A 26,583-nucleotide genomic window follows, 5' to 3' on the forward strand; every position below is an offset into this window, starting at 1 on the left:
TATACAGGTGATGTTGCTGGACATTACCTGTATAAATAACCATACTTATTCCTACCATCCTTCCTTATCCCGCTTGCTATAAAAGGCCGCTTAGTGACTCAGGTTCGTCAGGGGTTTCTACTGACCCGCCACTGGAACGACACACCAGCCGGCACGCAGGTTGAATTCTGGCTGGCCACCGATGAGGGCCCGCAGCTCGTACGCCTGCCGGTACAGGAGGCCGTTGCCTTTATTCCTGCACAGCAGGAAGCCCGCGCAAGAACGCTTTTACAGCAGGAAAAACGCTGGCAGTTAAAGCCGCTCGCCATGCAGGATTTCCATCATCAGCCGCTGCTGGGCCTGTATTGCCCGCAATACCGACAGCTGCTGCGGCTGGAGAAATTGTTGCGTGAAGGCGGCGTTCAGGTCTACGAAGCGGATATTCGCCCGACGGAACGCTTTCTGATGGAGCGCTTTATCACCGCGCCCGTGTGGTTTAGCGGTAACCCAACGTCAGGTAGCCTGATGACGGAAGCCCGCATGAAACCGAATCCCGATTACCGCCCGACGCTCAAACTGGTGTCGCTGGATATCGAGACCACCCGCCACGGCGAGCTTTACTGCATTGGGCTGGAAGGCTGCGGACAACGCCAGGTTTACATGCTCGGGCCGCCGAACGGCACGCCTGCCGAACACGAAGATTTTAATCTTGAGTACGTCGCCAGCCGCCCGCTGCTGTTGGAAAAGCTGAATGCCTGGATGCAGCAGCACGATCCCGATGCCATCATCGGCTGGAATCTGGTGCAGTTTGACCTGCGTGTCTTACAGAAACATGCCGAGCGCTACAACATTCCGCTCAAGCTGGGGCGTAACGGGCAGGCGTTAGAATGGCGGGAACACGGTTTTAAACAGGGGCATTTTTTTGCCAGCGCCACCGGCCGTTTGATTATTGACGGCATTGAAGCGCTCAAATCCGCGACGTGGAATTTTGCCTCGTTTAGTCTGGAATTTGTCGCACAGTCGCTGCTGGGGGAAGGCAAAGCTATCGACACGCCCTATCAGCGAATGGATGAAATCGACCGCCGTTTTGCCGAAGATAAACCTGCTCTCGCTCGCTATAACCTGCAAGACTGCGAACTGGTCACGCGTATTTTCGACAAAACCGAGCTGCTGCCTTTTTTGCTAGAGCGCGCTAGCGTCACCGGACTGGCAGCCGATCGCAGCGGGGGTTCCGTCGCAGCATTTTACCACCTCTATTTACCGCGCATGCACCGTATGGGCTACGTTGCCCCTAATCTCGGTGACGTCGCGCTTGAGGCCAGCCCCGGCGGATTTGTGATGGATTCACGTCCCGGACTGTATGATTCGGTACTCGTGCTGGACTACAAGAGCCTCTACCCTTCTATCATCCGCACGTTCCTGATCGACCCGGTAGGGCTGGCGGTGGGAACGCAGAATCCTGACGCTCAGCACGCCGTCCCCGGCTTTCGCGAGGCGTGGTTCTCCCGGGAACAGCACTGCCTGCCAGCGATTGTCGAGCAAATTTGGCAAGGGCGTGAGGCGGCGAAGCGCACCAACAATAAACCACTGTCGCAGGCGCTCAAGATCATCATGAATGCCTTTTATGGCGTACTGGGGGCCACAGGCTGCCGCTTCTTCGACCCACGTCTCGCCTCCTCCATCACCCTACGCGGCCATGAAATCATGCGCAAAACGCGCGAACTGATCGAAGAACAGGGCTATCAGGTGATTTATGGCGATACCGACTCCACCTTTGTCTGGTTGAAGCACGCGCATAGCGAAGAAGAAGCAGCAAAGATTGGCAAAACGCTGGTGCAACACGTTAACCAATGGTGGACACAGCACCTGCAAGGCACTCAGCAGTTGACCAGTGCGCTGGAGCTGGAATTTGAAACGCATTTTCGCCGCTTCCTGATGCCAACGATTCGCGGCGCGGAACAAGGCAGTAAAAAACGCTACGCCGGCCTGATCGACACGCCACAAGGTGAAAAAATGGTGTTCAAAGGGCTGGAAACCGTGCGTACCGACTGGACACCGTTGGCGCAGCAGTTTCAACAGCAGCTCTATCTGCTGATTTTTCAGCAACAGCCTTATCAGGAGTGGCTGCGGGATTATGTCGATCGCACCCTGAACGGTGATTTTGACGATCTGCTGATCTACCGTAAACGACTACGCCGTCGGCTCGATGACTACCAGCGCAACGTACCGCCCCACGCCAGAGCCGCGAAAATCGCCGATGACTATAACCGCCAGCAAGGACGGCCGCTGCAATACCAAAACGGCGGCTGGATCAGCTATGTGATGACCGTCAACGGTCCCGAACCATTGGAAACCCGGCATTCTCCGCTGGATTACCAGCATTATGTCGAACGCCAGCTCCAGCCCGTCGCGGACGCCATTTTACCGTTCCTGCACGACGATTTTGCTACACTGGTAACAGGCCAGATGGGCTTGTTTTAAATGAAAGCGATTAATGTTTTAAATGGCAGACATTCATGTTTTTAGATGAAAGGGGTTAATTCGCGCCACAGCAAGTTTGAGGGGTGACGAACGCACCGTCATCTATTACCATAACGCCCTTTCTGAATTTGCATCAGCAGCATTATCGGCACCCGATAATGTAATCAGACATTCCTCCGACACAGACGAACATCGAGCTAAGAATTTATGCCTTTTACACTTGGTCAGCGCTGGATCAGCGATACGGAAAGCGAACTTGGACTGGGAACGGTTGTTGCCGTCGATACGCGTATGATTACGCTGCTTTTCCCTGCCAGCGGTGAAAACCGACTTTATTCCCGCAGCGACGCCCCCATCACCCGCGTGATGTTCAATCCCGGCGACACCGTCACCAGCCATGAAGGCTGGCAGCTCAAAGTGGATGACGTGCGAGAAGAAAAAGGGTTGCTGGTGTATTGCGGCCAACGCCTGGACGATGAAACGTCGGCGGAACTGCGTGAAGTCTTTCTGGACAGCAAACTGACGTTCAACAAACCGCAAGATCGCCTGTTCGCCGGACAGATCGATCGTATGGATCGCTTTGCCCTGCGCTATCGCGCTCGCAAGCATCAGAACGAACAGGCGCGTCAACAATGGGGCGGATTGCGCGGCATGCGTGCCAGCCTTATCCCCCACCAGCTTCATATCGCTCATGAAGTCGGCCAACGCCATGCGCCACGCGTTTTGCTGGCGGACGAAGTCGGACTGGGAAAAACTATTGAGGCGGGGATGATCATCCACCAGCAGTTGCTGGCGGGTCGTGCCAGCCGCGTGCTGATTGTCGTGCCAGAAACCCTGCAACACCAGTGGCTGGTCGAAATGCTGCGCCGCTTTAACCTGCTGTTCTCCCTGTTTGACGACGAGCGCTATGCCGAAGCCAAGCTGGACAGCAGCAATCCGTTTGAAACTGAACAGTTGGTGATCTGCTCACTGGGATTTGTTCAACGCAGCGCCCAGCGCTTTGCGCAACTCGTCAACGCCGACTGGGATCTGCTGGTGGTGGATGAAGCCCACCATTTGGTCTGGAGCGAAGAAAGCCCTAGCCCGGAATATCAGGCTATTGAAACGCTGGCACGCGCCACGCCAGCCGTTCTGCTGTTAACCGCAACGCCGGAACAGCTTGGCCAGCAGAGCCACTTTGCGCGTTTACGCCTGCTCGATCCCAATCGTTTCCACGACTATCAGGAATTCGTTGCTGAACAGCAGCAGTATCGTCCGGTTGCCGATGCCGTCACGCTGCTGTTAGCGGGCGAAAAAGCCCAAACGCCTGAGCTGAATGCGCTAAGCGACCTGCTGGGCGAGCAGGACATTGAACCGCTGCTGAAAGCCATCAACAGCAACAGCGATGACAATCAGAAGGCGCGTCAGGAACTGATCACCATGCTGATGGATCGCCACGGCACCAGCCGCGTGCTGTTCCGTAACACCCGTCAAGGGGTTAAAGGCTTCCCGCAGCGTGTCCTGCATCAAATTCGCCTGCCGCTGCCAGCGCAGTACCAAACGGCGATTAAAGTGTCCGGCATTATGAACGCAAATAAGGCGCTGGAAGTCCGCGCCCGCGACATGCTGTACCCGGAACAAATTTATCAACAGCTCGAAGGGGACGATGCCACCTGGTGGAACTTCGATCCGCGCGTGGAATGGTTACTGAACTACCTGACCGCACACCGTGATGAAAAAATCCTGGTGATCTGTGCACAGGCAGCCACCGCGCTACAGCTGGAACAAGTGCTGCGCACGCGTGAAGCAATCCGCGCCGCCGTCTTCCATGAAGGGCTGTCGATTCTTGAACGTGACCGCGCCGCCGCCTATTTTGCGTCTGAAGAAGAAGGCGCACAGGTGCTGATTTGTTCAGAGATTGGTTCCGAAGGCCGTAACTTCCAGTTTGCCAGCCATTTAGTGATGTTCGATCTACCGTTCAACCCCGATCTGCTGGAACAGCGTATTGGTCGTCTGGACCGTATCGGGCAGGCAAAAGAAATTCAGATCATGGTGCCGTATCTGGAAAATACCGCACAGGCCTTGCTGGTACGTTGGTATCACGAAGGATTGGATGCGTTTGAACACACCTGTCCGACGGGTCGTACCATCTATGATGCCCACCATGCGCAGTTGATCGAGCGGCTGACGACGGTCGGTGAACAGCAGGGACTGGATGAGTTTATCCATGTTTGCCGTCAACAGCACGACAGCCTGAAGCAACAGCTTGAACAAGGCCGCGATCGCCTGCTGGAAATGCATTCTAACGGTGGCGAACAGGCTCAACTGTTAGCGCAGGCCATTGCTGAGCAGGATAATGACGTCAATCTGGTGACGTTCGCCCTGAACCTATTTGATATTGTTGGTATCAATCAGGAAGATCGCAGCGATAACCTGATCATCCTGACGCCATCCGATCATATGTTGGTGCCGGATTTCCCGGGCTTGCCGCAGGACGGCTGTACGATCACCTTCGATCGCGATCAGGCGCTCTCCCGCGAAGACGCACAGTTTATCAGTTGGGAACACCCGCTTATCCGTAACGGACTCGATCTGGTGCTGTCCGGCGATACCGGAAGCTGTGCAGTGTCGCTGCTGAAAAATAAAGCGCTGCCAGTCGGCACATTGCTGGCTGAGCTGATTTACGTTGTGGAAGCGCAGGCACCGAAGCATCTGCAACTGACCCGCTTCCTGCCACCTACGCCGGTTCGCCTGCTGATGGACCGTAAAGGTACCAATCTGGCAGCACAGGTTGAGTTTGAGAGCTTTAACCGCCAGCTCAACGCGGTAAACCGTCATACGTCCAGCAAGCTGGTGAATGCGGTACAGCCCGATGTTCACGCCATGCTGCAACAGGCGGAAGCGCTGGTCGAAACGCAGGCACGCCAGCTCATCACCGAGGCTCAGGAGCAGGCTGACCTGCAATTGCGCCGCGAGCTGGAACGTCTTGAAGCGCTAAAAGCCGTCAACCCCAACATTCGTGAAGATGAGTTGACTGCACTGGAAAACCAGCGCGAACAGGTGCTGAGCAACCTGCACGAAGCCAACTGGCGTCTCGATGCTATTCGTCTGGTTGTGGTGACACACCAGTAATGTGCTGCCCGTACTATGCCTTATCAGACCGTTGACAAACCTATTCGCCGAATGAAAACGGGAGTAACGGAATAGAAGAGTAAAGCGTTTGCGCCATGGATGGCGCAAGCCGAGCTTACATGGACGTACTTGCAGCGTCTTTACGATCTATCCGTTACCCCCGCTCTGCGGACTTTGTCAGCAACCTCTTATGCATATATGGGCAGTCAGACTTTTCAGCACACGGATAGCTGCATATTAGGGAAAGCATGGGGATGAGGTTTCCGCAAGAACACCTCGCCCCGTGATAAGCCCGTGTATCTCGGTCAAACAGCAACGACGTCCCTGTTTCTTGCCTATTTTTGGAGCGTGAATGGAACCCTATAATCCGCCTACCGATCCCTGGTTGCATATTCTGTATCAGGATCAGCACATCATGGTGGTGAATAAACCCAGCGGTCTGCTGTCGGTTCCCGGCCGCGCGCCAGAACACAAAGACAGCGTAATGAACCGCATTCAGGCTGACTACCCGACGGCTGAATCTGTGCATCGTCTGGATATGGCAACCAGCGGCGTGATTGCCGTTGCACTCACGAAAGCCGCCGAGCGCGAATTAAAGCGTCAGTTTCGCGAGCGTGAACCCAAGAAATCCTACCTTGCCCGCGTCTGGGGACATATGGCGCAGGATGAAGGCGTCATCGACCTGCCACTGATCTGCGACTGGCCGAACCGCCCGAAACAGAAAGTCTGCTTTGAAACAGGAAAAGCAGCACAGACGGAGTATCAGGTACTTTCGCGTGACGCTGACGGTACTACGCGCGTCAAGCTGATGCCGATTACCGGTCGTTCCCATCAACTGCGTGTCCACCTGCTCGCGCTAGGTCACCCCATTCTCGGCGATGGCTTTTATGCGCATCCCGAGGCCAAAGCGCTGGCCCCCCGCCTGTTACTGCACGCACAAGAACTAGCCATCACCCACCCAGAGTTCAATACCCCGATGCACTTTCGTTGCGAAGCGGATTTCTGAAGCAAACACGCTGACGGTATTTTCAAATCGGTTTTGGTAGAGCAGTAAAACGGGGAAGTAATAAGAAGAGGAAAGATGCGGATTATTTTGTCTGATTCGCGCTTTTCAACAGTTCATAGGCGGCCTGAATATCCTGCGCTTTGCGTTTGGCCATCTCCATCATCCTCGGTGAAAGCTTCTTGGCGACCAGCTTATCGGGATGATGTTCGCTCATGAGTTTGCGGTAGGCGCGCTTAATCGTCACAGCGTCATCGCTACTACGCACGCCTAGCGTACGACAGGCACTTTCGACCGTTGGCCCTCGCGGCGGTGAAGCCGGGCGTTGGCCGCCATAAGAGTGTCCGTTGGAGTAGCCCCCGCTGGAGTGGCCGTTACTGCGGCGCTGATGCGATTTACCGTTCTGTCGTGACTGATTCTGCCGCGACTGCTGCCCCGAGGTACTTTCCATATTCCGCAGAAAGAACTCAAACTGCTCGCGCGTCACGCCCAGCTCATCGGCAATCACGTACAACACGCGTCGTTCGTTCGGATGCAGAACGCCATCAACAAACGCGACCTGAAGCTGAATTTCCAGAAACATCTTAATTAAATCAAAACGTCCCAGACAGGCATCGCGCAGCTTGCGTAATTTTATTCGCAGAGGGAAATGAGTAGTCTTTCCTTCGCGGAAAGCCCGTTGAGCGGCAGCTCTAGCCTCACCAAACAGCTCAAGACGATCCATCATTTTGGTTGCGATTTTGATATCAGCTTCCGTCACCCGGCCTTTGGATTTGGTCAGGTGTCCCATGGCCTGAAAGGTCGTGAGAAAGAACAATGACTGACGGGTAGACTGAGCGGAGAAATAATCACGGCGACGCGATGCCCGGGCTTTGTCAATCCAATGCCCCATCAGTAAGCCCATGATCATTCCCCAGATGCCAGCACTTGAGACGATTCCCAGCGCCAACCCCAGCAACTTTCCCCAATACCGCATATACTCCTCAAATCCTCATGCCGTCAGCCAAAAATTGCTTTATCATACCTGTCATTTATCTTTGCACCTAACGGCGGTGCGTATAGGCGGTGGGGATTTAACACTGGCGCAACGCTAACGAGTGATATAGTCTCTGACCGTTTGCCGGCATGATGCCCCTGATGACGGAACACCTGATACCACGTATGAAAAAAAGTTTCCCAACTCTGCTGGCCACTCTGGTTTGGTCGGCGCTTTACAGCCAGCACGCGCTGGCCGATCTCGCTCAACAGTGCATGCTGGGTGTACCTACGTACAACAGACCACTGGTAACAGGCGATCCCAACCAGCTGCCGGTCAATATTCAGGCCGACAAAACCGAAGCCAACTATCCCGACAATGCCAAATTCATCGGCAATGTTAACATCCAGCAGGGTAACAGCGTCATGACCGCCGAACAGGTGGAGCTGAACCAGTTGGATCCAGCAACGCAGGGTAGCACACCCACGCGTACTATTACCGCGACGGGAAATGTCCACTACGACGACAATCAGGTCATCCTGAAAGGCCCTAAAGCCTGGGCCAACCTGAACACCAAAGATACCGACGTCTATGAAGGCGACTATCAGATGGTGGGCCGTCAAGGGCGTGGTTCCGCCGACAAAATGAAAATGCGTGACAGTAATCGCTACACCATTCTGGAAAACGGCTCCTTCACTTCCTGTCTGCCGGGAGATAATAGCTGGAGTGTCGTCGGTTCGGAAGTGATTCAAGACAGAGAAGAGCAGGTTGCTGAAATCTGGAACGCGCGTTTCAAGATTGCTGGCGTACCTGTGTTCTATAGCCCGTATTTACAGCTTCCTATCGGCGATAAACGACGCTCTGGCTTTCTGATCCCCAATGCGAAATATGGTAGCAGCAATGGCTTCGAACTGCTGACGCCCTATTACTGGAATATCGCCCCTAATTTTGACGCCACGATCACCCCGCATCTGCAAACTAAACGTGGTATGCAGTGGCAGAACGAATTCCGCTACCTGACCACACCGGGTCTTGGTGTCATTCAGTTCGACTGGCTGCCCAGCGACAATGAATACGCCAAAGTCTCCCCGCAAGATAGTAACGACACCCGCTGGCTGTTCCACTGGGGTCACAGCGGTGTGATGGATCAGGTGTGGCGTTTTAACGCGGACTACACGAAAGTCAGCGATGACCGCTACTTCACCGATCTGGAGTCGATTTACGGTTCAACGACCGATGGCTACGTCACCCAAAAATTCAGTGCGGGCTATGCGAACCAAAACTGGAACACCTCGCTGTCCACCAGACAATTCCAGGTCTTTTCCAATTCGACCAGCCGTGATGTTTACCGTGCTGAGCCGCAGCTCGATATCAATTATTACCAAAATGATATCGGCCCGATTGATATGCACCTTTATGGTCAGGCAGTAAAATTTACCAACGTCAACGACAAGCGGCCGGAAGCGACTCGTCTGCACGCTGAGCCAACGCTGAATCTCCCACTAGCAAATCGCTGGGCCAGTCTGAATACCGAAGCCAAGCTGTTGGCGACACACTACCAACAGGATAATCTGGATCGCTATCGTGCCGATCCTAACGTCACCGACGTCAATAAAAACGCACTCCAAAGTTCCGTTAACCGTGTCATGCCGCAATATAAAGTCGATGGCAAAATGGTCTTTGAACGCGAAATGGACTGGTCGCAGGCCTATACCCAAACGCTGGAACCTCGCGCGCAATATCTCTATGTCCCTTATCGTGACCAGAGCAGCATTCACACCTATGACTCTACGCTGATGCAGACCGACTATTCCGGCCTGTTCCGCGATCGCAGTTATAGCGGCTTGGATCGCATCGCGTCCGCGAACCAGATTGCGACCGGTGTCACTACGCGTATTTATGATGATGCGCTGGTTGAACGTTTTAACGCTTCTATTGGTCAAATCTATTACTTCGATCGTCCACGTACCGGTGACCGCAACACGTCACTCGATAAAAGTGATAACAACGGCAGCCAGGTGTGGGCCGGTGATTCATTCCTGAAGATCGATGACAGGTGGGGAGTTCGCGGGGGTCTGCAATATGACAATCGTCTGAACGAAGTCGCGCTGGGCGATGCCGTGTTAGAATACCGTCGCGATGCGGAACGTCTGGTGCAGTTAAACTACCGTTACGCCAGCCCTGAATATATTCGCGACATGTTGCCGAACGTGACAAATCAGGGTTCTCAGCAAGGTATCTCACAGGTCGGTATCACCGCGAGTTGGCCGATCGTCGAGCGTTGGGCAGTGGTTGGGGCTTATTATTACGACACCAAGGCTAATCAGCCAGCAAACCAGCTGATTGGTTTACAGTACAATACCTGTTGTTGGGCTGTGAGCGTCGGTTATGAACGTAAAATTACCGACTGGAACAGCGCCAGCCGCAGCAGCGAATACGACAACAAAGTGTCATTTAATATCGAATTACGTGGTTTAAGCAGCAATTACAGTCTGGGTTCCGAAAAAATGCTTCGCTCGGGTATTTTGCCTTACCAGCGCGCATTCTGATGTCATCCAGAATGCTTAGCCTATAAGGGCAAACAGGCTGTCTCACTGAAATGTTGGAACTTTTAACCCGCCTTGCGGATGAAATAATGGGAAAGGTATGAAGAACTGGAGAACGCTTATTCTCGGATTGGCACTGAGTGCCTCTACCGCGTTCGCAGCACCACAGGTGGTTGATAAAGTCGCAGCAGTGGTCGACAACAGCGTCGTGTTGGAAAGTGATGTAAACAGTCTTTTGCAGTCGGTAAAACTGAATGCCCAGCAGGCCGGGCAGCAATTGCCGGATGATGCCACACTGCGTCATCAGATTACCGATCGCCTGATCATGGACAACATCATCCTGCAAATGGCGCAGAAGATGGGCATCCAAGTGACGGATGAGCAGTTGAATCAGGCGATTACCAATATTGCCGCTCAGAACCGGATGTCTCTGGACCAGCTAAAAAGCCAATTGGCTTATGAAGGTCTGAACTACAACACCTACCGTAACCAGATTCGTAAAGAGATGCTGATTTCGGAAGTGCGTAACAACGAAGTCCGTCGTCGCATTACCGTACTGCCTCAGGAAGTCGATACGCTGGCTAAGCAAATCGCCACCCAGACCGGTGAAAACGATGAGCTGAACCTGAGCCACATTCTGATCCCATTGCCAGAAAACCCGACTCAGCAGCAGGTTGATGAAGCGGAAAATCTGGCAACGTCGCTGGTGAAGCAAATCAGTGAAGGTGCAGATTTTGGTAAGCTGGCCATTACTTATTCATCTGATTCTCAGGCGCTGAAAGGCGGCCAAATGGGCTGGGGCAAGCTGCAGGAGATCCCAACGCTGTTTGCCGAACGCTTAACGCAGGCGCAGAAAGGTCAGGTCGTCGGCCCGATCCGTTCTGGTGTAGGTTTCCACATTCTGAAAGTGAACGATATTCGCGGCGGTAACAAAAGCGTATCGGTAACTGAAACGCATGCTCGCCATATTCTGATCAAACCGTCTGTCGTCATGACGGACAGTCAGGCGCAAGCCAAGCTGGCCGAAGTGGCACAGCAGATCAAAAACGGCAGCACTGATTTCGCTTCACAAGCCAAACTGCTCTCTCAGGATCCAGGTTCAGCAAATCAGGGCGGCGACCTTGGCTGGGCTTCTCCAGATATGTACGATCCGGCCTTCCGCGATGCGTTGCTGAAACTGAAGAAAGGCGAAATCAGTCAGCCTGTTCATTCCTCTTTTGGCTGGCACCTGATTCAGCTGCTGGATACCCGTCAGGTTGATAAAACCGACGCAGCGCAAAAAGAGCAAGCGTACCGTATGATCTTTAATCGTAAATTCGCTGAAGAAGCGCAAACCTGGATGCAGGAACAGCGTGCAGCGGCCTATGTCAAAGTGATTAATGGTGCCAGTAACTAATGCAGATTGAAACTCATGCAGACTGAGAGCAATACGCCACGCGTTGTGATCACCCCCGGCGAACCCGCCGGGATTGGCCCCGATCTGGTGATTGCTCTGGCTCAGCAGGCCTGGCCTGTAGAGCTAGTGATCTGTGCGGATCCTGACCTGTTATTCAGTCGCGCATTGCAGTTATCGATGCCGCTGACGCTGCGTGACTATCAACCCGGTCAGCCCGCACAGCCACAGCAGGCAGGTAGCCTGACCATTCTGCCGATCGCCGCACCAGCAACCATCATCCCAGGTGACTTAAATGTCGCTAACAGCGCTTATGTTGTTGAGACACTGGCGCGCGCGTGTGATGGCTGTCTGAACGGCGAATTCGCCGCGCTGATTACCGGCCCGGTACATAAAGGCATTATCAACGATGCTGGTGTCCCATTCAGCGGGCACACTGAGTTTTTCGCCGATCGCAGTCACTGTGACCGTGTCGTCATGATGCTGGCAACGGAAGAACTGCGCGTCGCCTTAGCGACTACGCATCTGCCGCTTGCAGCCGTTTCTGCGGCAATTACCCGCCAGAGCCTGCACGAAGTCATCACGATTTTGCATCATGACTTGCAGACAAAATTCGGTATCGCTCAACCACAAATCTATGTGTGTGGGCTAAATCCTCATGCCGGTGAAGGCGGCCATATGGGCCGTGAAGAGCTGGATGTGATTAACCCCGCGCTGGATGAACTCCGGCAACAGGGCATCACGCTAGTTGGGCCGTTACCTGCCGACACGCTTTTCCAGCCCAAGTATCTGCAACACGCTGACGCCGTTTTGGCGATGTACCACGATCAAGGGCTCCCGGTTCTGAAATATCAGGGCTTCGGGCGCGCCGTTAATATCACGTTGGGGTTACCTTTTATTCGTACGTCGGTCGATCACGGTACAGCGCTAGAGCTGGCCGCAACTGGCAGCGCCGACCCCGGCAGCTTCATCACGGCATTAAATCTTGCCATTAAAATGATAAAACACAGTAATGAATAATCGCGTACACCAAGGTCACTTCGCCCGTAAACGTTTTGGGCAAAACTTTTTAAACGATCACTTCGTGATCGATAGCATCGTTTCGGCGATTCATCCTCAGCCAGGTCAAGCGGTCGTCGAGATCGGGCCCGGCCTCGGCGCTTTGACGGCGCCCGTTGGCGATCGGATGGATCGTTTTACTGTTATTGAGCTGGATAGGGATCTGGCCGCACGGTTGGAAAAACACCCGACGCTGAAAGATAAGCTGACAATTATTCAGCAAGATGCCATGACGATCGATTTCGCCGCGCTCGCTGAACAGGCTGGGCAACCGCTGCGTGTTTTCGGCAACCTGCCGTATAATATTTCCACACCGCTGATGTTCCACTTGTTCACCTATACTCAATCTATCCGCGACATGCACTTTATGTTGCAGAAAGAAGTGGTTAACCGTTTAGTTGCAGGTCCGAACAGTAAAGCCTTTGGACGTCTGAGCGTCATGGCACAATATTATTGCCAGATAATCCCGGTGCTTGAAGTGCCACCGGAAGCATTCAAGCCTGCGCCTAAAGTTGATTCTGCCGTAGTGCGACTCGTTCCTCATGCCGAGATCCCCTATCCAGTCAAGGATATCCGCGTATTGAGCCGCATCACTACGGAAGCGTTTAACCAGCGCCGTAAGACATTGCGTAACAGTCTGGGCAACCTGTTCACCCCGGAAATCCTCACCGAACTGGGGATCAATGTCACCAGTCGCGCAGAGAATGTGACCGTTGAGCAATATTGCCGATTGGCGAACTGGCTGAGCGAGCATCCTGCAAAACAGGAATAACTGGAGTTCATCATGATTAATGCGCCCCGTGTTTGTTTACAGGTTCAGAGCTTCTACGTGGAATCACAGTCGGAGCCTGATGAAGAACGTTTCGTGTTTGCTTACACGATTACGATCCGCAATCTGGGGCGTCATGAAGTCCAGCTTTTGGGGCGTTATTGGCAGATCACCAACGGTAACGGTCGCCAGACTGAAGTTCAGGGTGAAGGTGTCGTCGGCGAACAGCCGATTATCCAGCCCGGCGGCGAATTCCAATATACCAGCGGTGCCGTCATAGAAACGCCTCTTGGCACGATGGAAGGCCACTACCATATGGTTGACCATCAGGGTAAAGCGTTTCAGGTCCCAATCCCCGTTTTCCGTCTGGCTATCCCTTCACTGATACATTAATTATGTCTACCTATTTAGTTGGCGATGTTCACGGCTGTTACGTTGAACTCAACGCGCTATTGGCGCAAGTTTCCTTTAATCCAGAACAAGATACACTTTGGTTAACGGGCGATTTAGTCGCACGGGGGCCGGACTCGCTTCAGGTTCTGCGGTTTGTTCGTTCTCTCGGTTCCTCTGTCCGTATGGTGCTTGGCAATCACGATCTGCACCTTCTGGCCGTTTATGCCGGTATCAGCCGTAATAAGCCGAAAGATCGGCTCAACGACCTCTTCATCGCACCGGACGCCGACGAGCTTATCAACTGGCTACGCCGCCAGCCGATTCTACAGGTTGACGAAGAGTTGAAACTGGTCATGGCGCACGCGGGCATCACGCCGCAGTGGGATCTGCCGACGGCGCTCATGTGCGCACGCGAAGTCGAGTCGATCCTGAGCAGCGACAGCTACCCGCTTTTCCTCGATGCCATGTATGGCGATATGCCGAACCATTGGAGCCCAGAGCTCAGCGGTCTGGCTCGTCTACGCTTTAGCACCAACGTCTTTACCCGTATGCGCTACTGCTTTTCCGGCGGACAACTGGATATGCTCTGCAAAGAGCCGCCAAGTCAGGCCCCTTCTCTGCTAAAACCGTGGTTTGAACTGCCGAGCCAGGTTGCGGGGGAATACGCTATTGCCTTCGGCCATTGGGCATCACTGGAAGGGAAAGGCACGCCGGAAAACATTTACGCGTTGGATACCGGGTGCTGTTGGGGGGGAGATTTGACCATGCTGCGTTGGGACGATAAGCGCTATTTCACGCAACCATCACTCTCATCAAACACCGAACTCTCTGGCGAGATTGCGCCCTTATCGGGTGAGTAAAGGCTAGAAAGCATTGACTCTATCGCCAGTGCTGGTTTCATAGAAAAGGGAAAGCCGTCCCAGACTGAGCCTTTTGGGATGGCGGCACGACCAACTCCTCGGTGGGAATCGACCAGATGCCACCACCAAGAAACCCAGCTAAACCAACGGCTTCTACGTCGCCTGACGGTAATTCACGGCGGCGTGGATCGCTCAGACGGTCAGTATTCAGATTACGGTTTCTATTCGTCATGCGTACTGTCTCCTACCTATCAAAGGCTGCGATTCAACGGAATTTCGATTTAACAACGAAAGCCGTTACTCATTTTTATACTAACGATGACAGATGACGGAAATGTGACCATTTTCGTAGGGAATGGAAAGATAGCCCCTCATTATGGTTGCTTATGGGCTTCAACAGCGGGTTTGGTCAGCGGTTGAGAAGCCGCAGAACATTGCACCACCAGCATCCCTATAACGATTAACACGACACCCGCTATTCGCCCCAGCGTAGCAGGCTTCACTGCCAGCCCCATCAAACCAAAATGATCGATCACAAGCGATGCCACAACCTGACCGACAATCACACAGACAATAAAACCTGAAGCCCCGAGCTTTGGCGTCAGCAATAACGCGGCGGTGATATAAGCCACGCCCGCCACTCCGCCCAGCCAGATCCACCACGGCCCCTGTAAGGCATTACCAAGCGTTGGCGTAGGCACCCGAGCAGCAAACAGAATCGGCAACAGCACGCAGATGCTGACCAGCAGGGACACCAGCGTTGCCCAAAGCGGATGACCTAACGAGCGCCCCAGCACCGCATTGCTGGCAGCCTGAAAAGGCACAATGCTCCCAGCAAATACCGCAATACCCAGCGGCAGCAATAATGAGAGAGAAAAAGAAGAGAATAACGACATGGAGCCTCCTGATTCACACTATAAAATTCACAACACAATTGGGATGTTCCAATACTCACCCATCCATTAAACTGATGGAAATTCGTAATTCATACGGAAGGCATTCACAGAATGGATGATTTACGTCGTATCGATATGAATCTGCTGCTCACGCTTCATGCGCTGTTGACGGAAAAACACGTCACACGGGCAGCGCTTCGTCTACACCGCAGCCAGCCTGCCGTCAGCCATTCATTATCACAGCTACGCCAGATTTTTAACGATCCGCTGTTAGTTCGGCGTGAGGCTGGCCTGACGCTCACGACCCGCGCTCAGGCGCTACTCGGCCCGCTGGAACAGGCGCTTGATCAGTTGAACGAGCTTATCCAGGCACCGCAGTTCGATCCGCGTCATAGCACGCGGCATTTCCGGTTAGCGCTATCCGATTACGGTACGAATGCCGTCTTGCCAACGCTCATGCAGCATCTACGCACACAGGCACCCGGCATTTCGCTAGCCGTCAGTCATGCCGGCCGTGAAATGATGCTGGCACAGCTGATCGATGGAGAAATCGACTTAGGCCTTGGCGTGTTTCCTGAGCGCCCATCCGAGGTACACGCCGAGCTTCTTTTTGAAGAACAGTTTGCCTGTCTGGCCGACCGCACCACGCTGCCGGAAAACGGTACGCTGTCGTTTGAGACATGGCTGGAACGGCCACATGTTCTGGTCACGATGCATCCCGATTCTGCCAATGAAATTGACAGCGCGTTGGCTGCAAGCGGCCTAGCGCGCAATGTCGTGCTGACCCTGCCCCACTGGCATGCCGCCATCAATCTCATTGCCGGTACTGACCTAATTTTGACCGCTGCACGGCGCAGCATGGCCCATATCACTACGCCAGATTTACACATTTTTCCGCCGTCGTTCGTGATACCCAACTTTGCATTCCAGCAGGTGTGGCATACGCGACGCGAGAGCGATCCTGCACATCGCTGGCTGAGAAACGCCATTTGGGAAAGCTGCCAAGTAGAGAAGTAAAATATCGGGCCAAAAACGAAAAAACCCGCAACAAGGCGGGTTGGTTTAGCTCTTCATCGTATTACCGACAGAATGTTATCGCAGGAAAGCGCGCTTAGCGACGTTCCAGAATTTCGAAGCAGTAACTATGTGAGTTACGCTCGTCAGCATCATGGAACTCGCTGAAAACAGACTGCCATTCATCCGGCTCATAGTCAGGGAAATGCGTGTCGCCTTCTACTTCGGCATCAATGTGCGTCAGATAGAGGCGGTTAGCCTGCGGCAGCATTTGTTGATAGATACTGCCGCCGCCAATCACCATCACTTCCTCGACGTCGCCCGCCGCCGCCAGCGCAGCGTCCAGCGAGGAAACCCAGGTCACACGATCGTCATCACCGGGATGATTGCTGACGACAATATTCAGTCGGCCGGGCAGCGGCTGACCGATAGAACGGAAAGTATTACGCCCCATAATAATCGGCTTATTAAGCGTATTACGCTTAAACCATGCCAGATCGGCTGGCAAATGCCACGGCATCGCGTTTTCCATACCAATCACGCGATCCACTGCCAGTGCAGCAATCAAACTAATAACCATGGTGAAAAAACCCTATAGGTCAGAAAATTGCTGACACTATACGGAAAGCCCTTTCGCTCGTCGACATAGATACAAGACCGAAACGTAATATAAGAGTTTTATACTCCCGGCCGTTTACGGTAGAGCCAGATCCCCGGCAAAGACAGACCGATAGAGAGCGCGCCGACGATAAAACTGGCCTTCAGGAAATTGGTCATCATGACGTTCATCAGCGCTTCGCTGTAGCCAAGGTGCGAAATTTCCACCACCGAAATCATCGCCGTATAGGCAGAAATACCGGGAAACATCGGGATCACCGCCGCTACGGTAAAGACTTTCGGATGCGCCAGCAGCCAGCGTGACCAGCGAATACCGATGATGCCAATTAGGATCGCCGCCAAAAACGACGCCCACTCGATATTCATGCCGAAATGTATCGCCAGAAACCGTACGCCATGCCCGACACCGCCCAGCAGCGCACAGTAAGGCAGCACTTTCAGCGGTACGTTGAAGACCATCGCAAACCCCAACGCAGGGACTGCCGCCAGCACCATATCCTGCAACAGTGCCCACAGTAAACTTAAGCCCATCCGCGTAACCCCCACAGCGACATCGCCATCACGACCCCAATACAGGTTGCCAGCGTCAGTAAACTCGCGACCGTCCAGCGTGCCAGACCGGTATTCACGTGCCCTTTAAACATATCGGCCACGGCGTTAATCAGCGGGAAACCGGGAACCAGCAGCAACACGCTCGCCGCCATCGCTACCGTCGAGGTTTGAGAAAAAGCGGGTAAACGCATCAACAGCCCGGATGCCGACGTCGCAACAAACGCCGTAATACAGAAGTTGATCAACGGATTCAAATGTCGCGCAGTAAACACCTGTCGGACATACATCGCCAGGCCGCTGGCAATCAGCGTGACGATAAACGCATCCCACCCGCCACCGTTCAAACGGCTGAAGCAGCCGCAGGAAAGCGCGACAACGGAAACCATCAGCCAGCGCGGATAGCGCAGCGGTTTGATATTTCCCAGACGCTTTTCTACACCCGCCACATCCAGCAGTTTATGCTCGGCCATGATGACCGCATGCTGAACTTCAATGACGACGTGCATATTAATGCCACGGTCCACATTCTTCCGCGTCGACGTCAGGCAATGCCCCTGCATGATGGTGGTCAGTACAATCGAATTTGCTGAGATGGAGCTCTCAACGCTATCAGCACCGAGCGCCATACCCAGCCGTGACGACAGCTGTTCAACCACCATACTCTCCGCGCCATGCTGTAACAGCAGCAGCGCACATTGAATGCACAGTCGGGTTATTTCCCGCTGCTGTGGCGCTTCATTCATCCGTTTTTCGCCACTTAGTAGTTTTGCACTACTTAATAGTTCACGGTTCTCACGTTCACTGACCATGTTGTTATCTCAACCTGCCCCTGAAATTAACCACAAAAAACCAAAGGATAATTGTTAACATATCGCCGCCGAATAACCAATAAGTGTGATGCGAATTCATTATTCTGGCGCTATTATTTCAACCGTTCTTACTATCTTCACTCTCTGGGATGACCATGTTAGAAACATCGCTGTTTGTCGCCACTATCGCCACGCTGGGAATGCTCTCCCCCGGTCCCGACTTTTTCCTCGTCATCAAGAACGCAACACGCTACCCACGCGTTGCCGCACTGATGACTGCGTTTGGCGTAATCTGCGGCGTGGCAACTCACATGGCATACTGCGTCGCCGGGCTAGCCGTCGTCATCACCACCACACCGTGGCTGTTTAATGTACTGAAATATGCGGGCGCCGCCTATCTGATCTGGATCGGTATTCAGGCATTATTATCGCGTGGCGGCAGCAAGATGGACGTTTCACAGCAGGGGCAGCAAAACGTCAGCCTGAAAAAAGCGTTCCTGCAAGGTTACCTCTGTAATCTGCTGAATCCGAAAGCGACACTGTTCTTTCTGGCGATGTTCACACAGGTTCTGAATATTCACTCCGGCATCGGTGAAAAGCTGTGGTACGCCATGATTATCTGGCTGTTATCCGTTGTCTGGTGGCCGCTGCTGGTGCTGCTTTTCCAAAGCGAGCCGGTACGACGTGGGCTGGCTAAAGCACAGAAACTGGTGGATAAGCTGCTGGGTACGGTGTTGATCGCATTGGGTATCAAAGTGGCGCTAGGTTAGGCTTGCGACGTACCTGTTAGCCTAAAGCGATTGGGTGCATGATGAACACCTTCCCAATTTCCACCGGGAAGGTGTGTTTGCACTTATTCCGAAGCGAGCTTAGTAGCTGGCATAATAAACCCGAATCCGATGTTGATCGGGATCGAGCGCCACAAACGTCAAACCGAAATCCATCTGGGTGATGTCCTGAATCAGGGAAATCCCCTGTTCCTTCCAGCTTTCATACATAGCGTTCAGTGCAGCCTCACTCTCGACGCGAATGGCTAATTCGCTACCACCGCCCGCCAGTTGGGCTACTGGTTTAACCTCATGTTTAGACCACACCCCCAATAACAACCCGGAGTCAAAGGCAAACATGGCAAAGTTTTCCGACTTCTCAACAGGTTGCAAATCAAACCGTTCACGATAGAAACGCTCGCTGGCAACGGCATCTTCCACATATAAAATAATAAGATTTGGTGCGTTCATCAGAGATTCCCGGTAATCAGGTGAGTAATAAGCAGAAGGCTTCTGCTTGCCTGAATGCATCGTAGTACGCACTGCTGTCAATTTTTGTCAGTAGCCATTACTGCCGAGGAATGTCTTCTTTTTCATGCCACTCTTTTAATAACTGCTGGCGACGACGGGGATAACGCTGCTCCAAAACCGTCATGCTACGGATACGTTCAGCCCTGAAATGACGAAACTGCTGACGAAGCTCGCACCAGGCGGCAATCACGTGGGTTTGATCGAAAAATCCTAATGCGAACGGCCAGATAATGCGGAGAGACTCATCGCCCTGAAGGTCGCAATAAGCAATCTCCGTACGACGCTCCGCCCGGATAGCGTGACGCAAAACGGATAAATCGATAACCACAGCGGGAGTAAATTCTGCCTTCCCCACTAATAGCCCAGAAGAATCAAGCTCGTGGCGCAACTCTGGCGGTAATACCGCAGCAATCTTCATCAATGCATTACGGGCCGCGCCCGCCAAACGCTCATCTGTCCTTCTGACGACCCAGCGCGTGCCCAACACCAATGCTTCAATTTCCTCTTCTGAAAACATCAGCGGGGGTAGCATGAACCCCGGGCGCAGGACATATCCTAACCCTGCCTCCCCCTCAATATGCGCGCCCTGCGATTGTAACGTGGCAATATCCCGGTAGAGGGTTCGTTGGCTTACGCCTAATTTTTCCGCAAGGTACGCTCCCGTCACAGGAAAACGGTGATGACGTAATAGCTGTAAAAGATCGAGTAAACGCTGCGTTCTGGACATAATCTTACCTTGGCTTGAGGCGTGGAAAGTCCCTTCAATATCAGTCTGAAAGACGAGTGGCCAAAAAGAGAATTTCAGACGAAATAAAAAATACAAAAAAGCCAGCGCTGTTACCAACGCTGGCTTTCATTATCCGCTTACTGCCTACCGAAGTCGGTCAATCAGCCTTTAATCATCGCATGCATTTCCTGCACGGAAGTCACTTTCTCCGTCGGATCTGCCGTCAACGACATGGCCGTGGCGAAACCGCCGTTCAGCGTCGTGTCGTAGTGCACCTTGTATTGCAGTGCGCTGCGGCGAATCAGCTTGGAGTCTTCAATCGCCTGACGTCCTGCGGTGGTGTTGACGATGTAAGTGTACTCACCGTTCTTGATGCGGTCCTGAATGTGCGGACGACCTTCATGCACCTTGTTCACCAGACGCGGATTAATACCTGCTTCACCCAGTTCAATCGCCGTGCCGTGCGTCGCATCCAGCTCAAAACCGTGCTTCAACAGCTTGGCTGCCAGATCGACCACACGAGCTTTATCGCCCTCACGTACCGACAGCAGCGCGCGTCCGGTTTTCTTCATGTGCGAACTACTGCCCAGCATCGCTTTAGCAAACGCTTCGGCAAACGTGCGGCCCACGCCCATGACTTCACCGGTTGAACGCATTTCTGGCCCCAGAATCGGGTCAACGCCAGGGAACTTGTTGAACGGCAGCACCACTTCTTTTACGGAGTAGTACGGCGGGATAATTTCTTTCGTGACGCCCTGCTCAGCGAGCGTTTTGCCTGCCATCACGCGTGCCGCGACTTTCGCCAACGGAACACCGGTCGCTTTCGAGACAAACGGTACGGTACGCGCCGCACGTGGGTTCACTTCAATCAGATAAACTTCATTATCCTTCACCGCGAACTGCACGTTCATCAGACCGCGAACGCAGAGTTCAAACGCCAGTTTTTCAACCTGCTGGCGCATCACGTCCTGAATCTCTTTGCTCAGCGTATAAGCTGGCAGTGAACAAGCCGAGTCGCCGGAGTGAACACCCGCCTGCTCGATGTGCTCCATAATGCCACCAATCAGCACACGCTCGCCGTCACAAATCGCATCAACGTCGACTTCGATGGCATCGTCAAGGAAGCGGTCCAACAGCACCGGCGCATCGTTGGATACGCTAACCGCGTTTTGGAAGTAGCGACGCAGGTCGATTTCGTCGTACACGATTTCCATCGCGCGGCCACCCAGAACATAAGAAGGACGGACAACCAGCGGGTAGCCGATGCCACGTGCTTTTTCTACCGCTTGCTCAATGGTCGCGACCGTGGCGTTAGCCGGTTGCTTCAGCCCCAGGCGATTAACGGCCTGTTGGAAACGTTCGCGGTCTTCTGCACGGTCAATGGCGTCCGGGCTGGTACCGATAACCGGCACACCCGCGGCTTCCAGCGCACGCGCCAGCTTCAGAGGCGTTTGGCCACCGTACTGCACGATCACGCCTTTTGGCTTCTCGATGCGGACGATTTCCAGCACATCTTCAAACGTTACCGGCTCGAAGTACAGACGGTCAGACGTATCGTAGTCTGTTGAAACGGTTTCCGGGTTGCAGTTAACCATGATGGTTTCATAACCATCTTCACGCAGCGCCAGTGAAGCATGGACGCAGCAGTAGTCAAATTCGATCCCTTGACCAATACGGTTCGGCCCGCCGCCCAGTACCATGATTTTGTCACGATCCTGAGTCGGATTGGCTTCACACTCTTCTTCGTACGTGGAGTACATATAAGCCGTATCGGTCGAAAATTCTGCCGCACAGGTATCAACACGCTTATAGACCGGATGCAGGTCAAACTTATCGCGCAGCTTGCGAATTTCGCTTTCCGCCACGCCAGCCAGCGTCGCCAGACGCGCATCGGCAAAGCCTTTACGCTTCAATGCACGCAGGAAGTCGGCATCCAGCGCAGTGACACCTTTTTCAGCGACCTGCTCTTCCAGACGCACCAGCTCTTCAATCTGCACCAGGAACCAGCGGTCAACGTTGGTCAGGTTAAACACACCATCAACAGACATCCCCGCACGGAAAGCATCGGCGATGTACCAGATACGCTCGGCACCCGCATCTTTCAGCTCGCGGCGGATTTTGGTCAACGCTTCTGGATCGTCCAAATCCACTTTCGGATCGAAGCCAGTCGCACCTACTTCCAGGCCACGCAGCGCTTTCTGCAAGGATTCCTGCTGCGTACGACCAATCGCCATCACTTCGCCCACAGATTTCATCTGCGTGGTCAGACGGTCGTTAGCACCAGCGAATTTTTCGAAGTTGAAACGTGGAATCTTAGTCACAACGTAGTCGATAGCAGGCTCGAAAGACGCTGGCGTACGACCGCCAGTGATGTCGTTCATCAGCTCATCGAGCGTGTAACCCACTGCCAACTTGGCCGCGATTTTTGCAATCGGGAAGCCCGTCGCTTTAGACGCCAGCGCGGAAGAACGTGATACGCGCGGGTTCATTTCGATGACAATCAGGCGACCCGTTTTCGGGTTTACCGAGAACTGAACGTTAGAACCGCCCGTTTCTACGCCGATTTCACGCAGTACCGCCATCGAGGCGTTACGCATAATTTGATATTCTTTGTCGGTCAGCGTTTGTGCCGGTGCAACGGTGATGGAGTCTCCAGTGTGGATCCCCATCGCATCGAAGTTCTCGATTGAGCAGACGATGATGCAGTTGTCGTTCTTATCACGCACCACTTCCATCTCATACTCTTTCCAACCGATCAGCGATTCATCGATCAACAGCTCTTTGGTTGGGGAAAGATCCAGCCCGCGTTCGCAAATCTCTTCGAACTCTTCACGGTTGTAAGCGATACCGCCACCGGTGCCGCCCATCGTAAAGGAAGGACGGATGATGCACGGGAAGCCGACGTCAGCCGCAACCGCCAGCGCTTCTTCCATATTGTGCGCAATACCAGAACGCGCGGTATCCAGACCGATCTTCTTCATTGCCACGTCGAAGCGGCGACGATCTTCTGCTTTATCAATCGCATCCGCCGTTGCACCAATCATGGTGACGCCGAATTCTGCCAGCACGCCCTGACGTTCCAGTTCCAGTGCACAGTTCAGCGCAGTCTGGCCGCCCATCGTTGGCAGCACCGCATCTGGACGCTCTTTTTCAATAATTTTGCGCACCACTTCCCAGTGAATCGGCTCGATGTAGGTCGCATCGGCCATTTCCGGGTCGGTCATGATAGTTGCTGGGTTAGAGTTCACCAGAATAACGCGGTAACCCTCTTCACGCAGCGCTTTACACGCCTGTGCACCAGAGTAGTCAAACTCACACGCCTGGCCGATAACAATCGGGCCGGCGCCCAGAATCAGGATGCTTTTAATATCTGTACGTTTTGGCATTTTCTCGCTCCTGATTATTTAGCTGAAGAACGGTAAGTCTGAATCAAGTCAATAAAGTGGTCGAACAGCGGCGCGGCATCGTGCGGGCCTGGGCTCGCTTCTGGGTGCCCCTGGAAGCTGAACGCGGGTTTATCCGTGCGGTGGATCCCCTGCACCGTATGGTCAAACAGGGATTTGTGCGTGACGCGCAGCGTGTCAGGCAGATTATTTTCATCAACCGCAAAGCCGTGGTTCTGCGCGGTGATCATCACACAGTTGTTATCCAGATCTTTGACCGGATGGTTGCCACCGTGGTGACCCAGCTTCATTTTGATGGTCTTGGCACCGCTCGCCAGTGCCAGCAGTTGGTGACCCAGACAAATACCGAATACCGGAATATCCGTTTCCAGGAAGGTTTTGATCGCACGAATCGCGTAGTCGCACGGTTCCGGGTCGCCCGGGCCGTTAGAGAGGAAAATGCCGTCTGGATTCAGCTTCAGTACGTCCTCAGCAGGTGTCTGCGCCGGAACGACCGTCAGGCGACAGCCGCGATCCACCAGCATACGCAGAATGTTGCGTTTCACACCGTAGTCATAAGCAACAACGTGGTAAGGCAGTTCGCTTTCGTTTTTTGCCGCTGGCAATTCATCTTCCAGCGTCCAGCTTCCCTGTAACCAGCTGTAGCTTTCTGGCGTCGTCACTTCTTTTGCCAGATCCATGCCCTTCAGCCCTGGGAACGCTTTCGCTTTCTCCAGCGCGACAGCAGCATCCGGCGCATCATCCGCAATGATGCAGCCATTCTGTGCGCCTTTTTCACGCAGCAGACGGGTCAGTTTACGGGTATCGATATCAGCAATGGCGACGATGTTGTTGCGTTTGAGGTATTCAGACAGGCTTTCTTCACTACGGTAGTTGCTGGCAATCAGAGGTAAATCGCGAATCACCAGGCCTTGAGCCTGTACAGAGGGGGATTCTTCATCGTTGGCATTGGCGCCGACATTACCGATATGGGGATAAGTGAGAGTGACAATCTGGCGGGAATAGGAAGGATCAGTAAGGATTTCTTGATAACCGGTCATCGACGTATTGAAGACCACTTCCCCCACTGCCGACCCTTCTGCCCCAATGGCCCGACCGTGGAATTGGGTTCCGTCTTCCAGAACCAATAGCGCTGACTTAATCAAAACACCCTCCAAGGAATAAACAATCACGTTATTTGCATATTAATTCAGATTTGAGTCACTAAATCAATGCAAAAACTACCTGTAAGGCCAATTTTTGGCAAATTGGGCGCATTTTAATGATGGTCTTCCCGATTGTCTACCCAAACCGCTTTTTTTCTCTTATTTTTATGCTTTACGGAATAAATAGTGGCCCACTGACGTAAAAAACCCTATCAACTGAGATAAGTAAACGGTTGCGAGACAACATTGCTAAAATAAGAGTAACAAATCACCAGCAAAGGGCATTTTGGGAGTAAGGAGGGAAAATCATCACTAAAAAACAGAATAAAACACAAATAAAAACCAATGATGATAGAAAATAGAATCCAATAATATAAAAACAAAGGTGATCATAAAAATAACCACCTTTATCAGCTAGATATAATTTTTTATAAACAATTAAATACTATAAATCATCCAGATAAAGCACATCTCTCATATCAAAAATACCACTTTCTTTCGAACTAATCCAGATAGCGGCTCTTACTGCACCATTGGCAAACGTCATACGGCTGGATGCCTTGTGGGTAATCTCAACGCGCTCGCCAATGTCAGCAAACATCGCCGTATGTTCACCGACGATATCGCCCGCTCGCACGGTCGCAAAACCAATGCTTTTCGGATCGCGCTCACCGGTGTAGCCTTCACGCGCGTACACGGCACAGGACTTCAGATCGCGTCCCAACGCATCAGCGATCGCTTCGCCCATCGCCAGCGCGGTACCCGATGGCGCATCCACTTTGTGGCGGTGGTGTGCTTCAATGATTTCGATATCAGTATAGTCGCCCATGACCTTGGCCGCTTTTTCCAGCAGCTTCAGCATGACATTGACGCCAACGCTGAAGTTCGCCGCAAACACAATGCCGATATCCTGCGCAGCCTGCTTAATCGCAGCTTTCCCTGCGTCATCAAAGCCGGTTGTCCCAATAATCATGCCTTTACGGTGCTGACGGCAAAACGCCAAATGCGCTAATGTGCCTTCTGGGCGGGTGAAGTCGATCAAAATATCGAAATCATTCTGCACGGCATCCAGGCTTTCATTCACGGTAATACCGCTTTTCCCCAGCCCAGCAAGTTCACCGGCATCGCTTCCTATCAGAGACGAACCAGAACGCTCCAGCGCAGCGCCCAATATCACGTCGTCCATTTGCTCGATAGCCTGAATCAGCTGGCGTCCCATACGGCCGCCCGCGCCTACAACCGCAATACGAATGGATGAATCCTTCATAATGTCTCTCTCTTTTTAATCCTGACGACATAAAAATAACATCAGGTTAACGGGCGCTGCGCACTATCGCCAGCGGATTTACCGCCAGATTAGAAAATACTGTTTGAAGCCGCAGAAAATCAGCAAAACTGTCTAACCACAACCAGCAAAATGGCGTCTCAGAGCGATGAAAAATCGCAACGTATTTGAAGATAAATACAAGCGGTTAAAAAACAAGCCACATGGCGTAACGCATAAAAATTCATTTTTATGCATTAACATTTTCATGAGTGAATATAGGGGA

22 protein-coding genes are annotated in these 26,583 nt (G+C 53.1%); 11 read left to right on the forward strand and 11 right to left on the reverse strand.

All coding sequences use genetic code 11. The features are described 5' to 3' along the window. The first annotated feature begins 93 nt into the window (after nt 1–93). The 3 genes from EIP93_RS19145 (at nt 94) to rluA (ending at nt 6,577) form a co-directional block, all read left to right on the forward strand. Nucleotides 94–2,460, forward strand: coding sequence for a DNA polymerase II (locus EIP93_RS19145; RefSeq protein ID WP_107333472.1), 2,367 nt, complete (start codon nt 94–96; stop codon nt 2,458–2,460). A gap of 207 nt (nt 2,461–2,667) precedes the next feature. Then, complete coding sequence (gene rapA / locus EIP93_RS19150; RefSeq protein WP_125233135.1) at nt 2,668–5,571, forward strand: RNA polymerase-associated protein RapA; 2,904 nt, start codon at nt 2,668–2,670, stop codon at nt 5,569–5,571. A 352-nt stretch (nt 5,572–5,923) separates the two neighbouring features. After that, nucleotides 5,924–6,577: a bifunctional tRNA pseudouridine(32) synthase/23S rRNA pseudouridine(746) synthase RluA gene (gene rluA, locus EIP93_RS19155; RefSeq protein ID WP_103942216.1), complete on the forward strand. Its 654-nt coding sequence runs from the start codon at nt 5,924–5,926 to the stop codon at nt 6,575–6,577. 82 nt (nt 6,578–6,659) lie between these two features. Here the strand turns inward: rluA and djlA are convergent, their stop codons facing one another. Continuing rightward, complete coding sequence (gene djlA, locus EIP93_RS19160; protein ID WP_103942214.1) at nt 6,660–7,550, reverse strand: co-chaperone DjlA; 891 nt, start codon at nt 7,548–7,550, stop codon at nt 6,660–6,662. 185 nt (nt 7,551–7,735) lie between these two features. Here djlA and lptD point away from each other — a divergent pair, with 185 nt between their 5' ends. From lptD to apaH, 6 genes are all read left to right on the forward strand, one after another. Next, a complete protein-coding gene (gene lptD, locus EIP93_RS19165; RefSeq protein ID WP_103942474.1) occupies nt 7,736–10,099 on the forward strand; it encodes an LPS assembly protein LptD in 2,364 nt (787 codons plus the stop codon). 97 nt (nt 10,100–10,196) lie between these two features. After that, entirely contained in the window at nt 10,197–11,492 is a 1,296-nt protein-coding gene (gene surA / locus EIP93_RS19170; protein WP_039541454.1) for a peptidylprolyl isomerase SurA, read from the forward strand. 15 nt (nt 11,493–11,507) lie between these two features. Then, the gene (gene pdxA / locus EIP93_RS19175; RefSeq protein ID WP_103861897.1) at nt 11,508–12,509 is read left to right on the forward strand and encodes a 4-hydroxythreonine-4-phosphate dehydrogenase PdxA; all 1,002 of its coding nucleotides are present in this window, start codon (nt 11,508–11,510) and stop codon (nt 12,507–12,509) included. Next, nucleotides 12,502–13,320 carry a 16S rRNA (adenine(1518)-N(6)/adenine(1519)-N(6))-dimethyltransferase RsmA gene (gene rsmA / locus EIP93_RS19180; protein ID WP_039483405.1) on the forward strand — a complete coding sequence of 273 codons (819 nt, stop codon included), beginning with the start codon at nt 12,502–12,504 and terminating at the stop codon, nt 13,318–13,320. Before pdxA ends, rsmA begins: the two co-directional genes overlap by 8 nt. A gap of 12 nt (nt 13,321–13,332) precedes the next feature. Then, complete coding sequence (apaG, locus tag EIP93_RS19185; RefSeq protein ID WP_039483402.1) at nt 13,333–13,710, forward strand: Co2+/Mg2+ efflux protein ApaG; 378 nt, start codon at nt 13,333–13,335, stop codon at nt 13,708–13,710. A gap of 2 nt (nt 13,711–13,712) precedes the next feature. After that, entirely contained in the window at nt 13,713–14,570 is an 858-nt protein-coding gene (apaH, locus tag EIP93_RS19190; protein WP_119158143.1) for a bis(5'-nucleosyl)-tetraphosphatase (symmetrical) ApaH, read from the forward strand. A 37-nt stretch (nt 14,571–14,607) separates the two neighbouring features. On the opposite strand, the gene EIP93_RS19195 is transcribed toward apaH, so the two are convergent. Then, complete coding sequence (locus EIP93_RS19195) at nt 14,608–14,802, reverse strand: hypothetical protein (RefSeq protein WP_103861899.1); 195 nt, start codon at nt 14,800–14,802, stop codon at nt 14,608–14,610. 142 nt (nt 14,803–14,944) lie between these two features. Beyond that, nucleotides 14,945–15,466: a DMT family transporter gene (locus EIP93_RS19200; RefSeq protein ID WP_103942210.1), complete on the reverse strand. Its 522-nt coding sequence runs from the start codon at nt 15,464–15,466 to the stop codon at nt 14,945–14,947. 111 nt (nt 15,467–15,577) lie between these two features. On the opposite strand from EIP93_RS19200, the gene EIP93_RS19205 reads away from it, so the two are divergent. Then, nucleotides 15,578–16,483, forward strand: coding sequence for a LysR family transcriptional regulator (locus EIP93_RS19205; protein ID WP_116362479.1), 906 nt, complete (start codon nt 15,578–15,580; stop codon nt 16,481–16,483). Nucleotides 16,484–16,577: 94 nt separating this feature from the next. Here EIP93_RS19205 and folA read toward each other — a convergent pair whose 3' ends face one another. The 3 genes from folA to EIP93_RS19220 all read right to left on the reverse strand — a co-directional run bounded on the left by folA (nt 16,578) and on the right by EIP93_RS19220 (nt 18,393). After that, nucleotides 16,578–17,060: a type 3 dihydrofolate reductase gene (gene folA / locus EIP93_RS19210; protein ID WP_103942208.1), complete on the reverse strand. Its 483-nt coding sequence runs from the start codon at nt 17,058–17,060 to the stop codon at nt 16,578–16,580. A 98-nt stretch (nt 17,061–17,158) separates the two neighbouring features. Next, nucleotides 17,159–17,629 carry a threonine/serine exporter gene (locus EIP93_RS19215; RefSeq protein ID WP_039483391.1) on the reverse strand — a complete coding sequence of 157 codons (471 nt, stop codon included), beginning with the start codon at nt 17,627–17,629 and terminating at the stop codon, nt 17,159–17,161. Then, nucleotides 17,620–18,393: a threonine/serine exporter family protein gene (locus tag EIP93_RS19220; RefSeq protein ID WP_107333743.1), complete on the reverse strand. Its 774-nt coding sequence runs from the start codon at nt 18,391–18,393 to the stop codon at nt 17,620–17,622. The genes EIP93_RS19215 and EIP93_RS19220 overlap by 10 nt, the downstream gene beginning before the upstream one ends. Before the next feature lie 221 nt (nt 18,394–18,614). On the opposite strand from EIP93_RS19220, the gene EIP93_RS19225 reads away from it, so the two are divergent. Then, nucleotides 18,615–19,229 (forward strand): LysE family transporter, encoded by a 615-nt coding sequence (locus tag EIP93_RS19225; RefSeq protein WP_103861902.1) that lies wholly within the window; start codon nt 18,615–18,617, stop codon nt 19,227–19,229. 99 nt (nt 19,230–19,328) lie between these two features. On the opposite strand, the gene EIP93_RS19230 is transcribed toward EIP93_RS19225, so the two are convergent. The 5 genes from EIP93_RS19230 to dapB form a co-directional block, all read right to left on the reverse strand. Further along, nucleotides 19,329–19,697, reverse strand: a complete 369-nt coding sequence (locus EIP93_RS19230) for a VOC family protein (protein WP_116362480.1) — start codon at nt 19,695–19,697, stop codon at nt 19,329–19,331. Nucleotides 19,698–19,794: 97 nt separating this feature from the next. Then, on the reverse strand, nt 19,795–20,484 hold the full coding sequence (locus EIP93_RS19235) for a helix-turn-helix transcriptional regulator (RefSeq protein WP_107333476.1): 690 nt from the start codon (nt 20,482–20,484) through the stop codon (nt 19,795–19,797). Nucleotides 20,485–20,645: 161 nt separating this feature from the next. After that, complete coding sequence (carB, locus tag EIP93_RS19240) at nt 20,646–23,870, reverse strand: carbamoyl-phosphate synthase large subunit (RefSeq protein WP_103861904.1); 3,225 nt, start codon at nt 23,868–23,870, stop codon at nt 20,646–20,648. Between the two features lie 14 nt (nt 23,871–23,884). Continuing rightward, on the reverse strand, nt 23,885–25,033 hold the full coding sequence (gene carA / locus EIP93_RS19245) for a glutamine-hydrolyzing carbamoyl-phosphate synthase small subunit (RefSeq protein WP_107333477.1): 1,149 nt from the start codon (nt 25,031–25,033) through the stop codon (nt 23,885–23,887). 445 nt (nt 25,034–25,478) lie between these two features. Next, entirely contained in the window at nt 25,479–26,300 is an 822-nt protein-coding gene (gene dapB / locus EIP93_RS19250) for a 4-hydroxy-tetrahydrodipicolinate reductase (RefSeq protein ID WP_125233136.1), read from the reverse strand. Between the last annotated feature and the right edge of the window lie 283 nt (nt 26,301–26,583).

The organism is Pectobacterium versatile (genome assembly GCF_003932035.1).
GTDB lineage: Bacteria > Pseudomonadota > Gammaproteobacteria > Enterobacterales > Enterobacteriaceae > Pectobacterium > Pectobacterium versatile.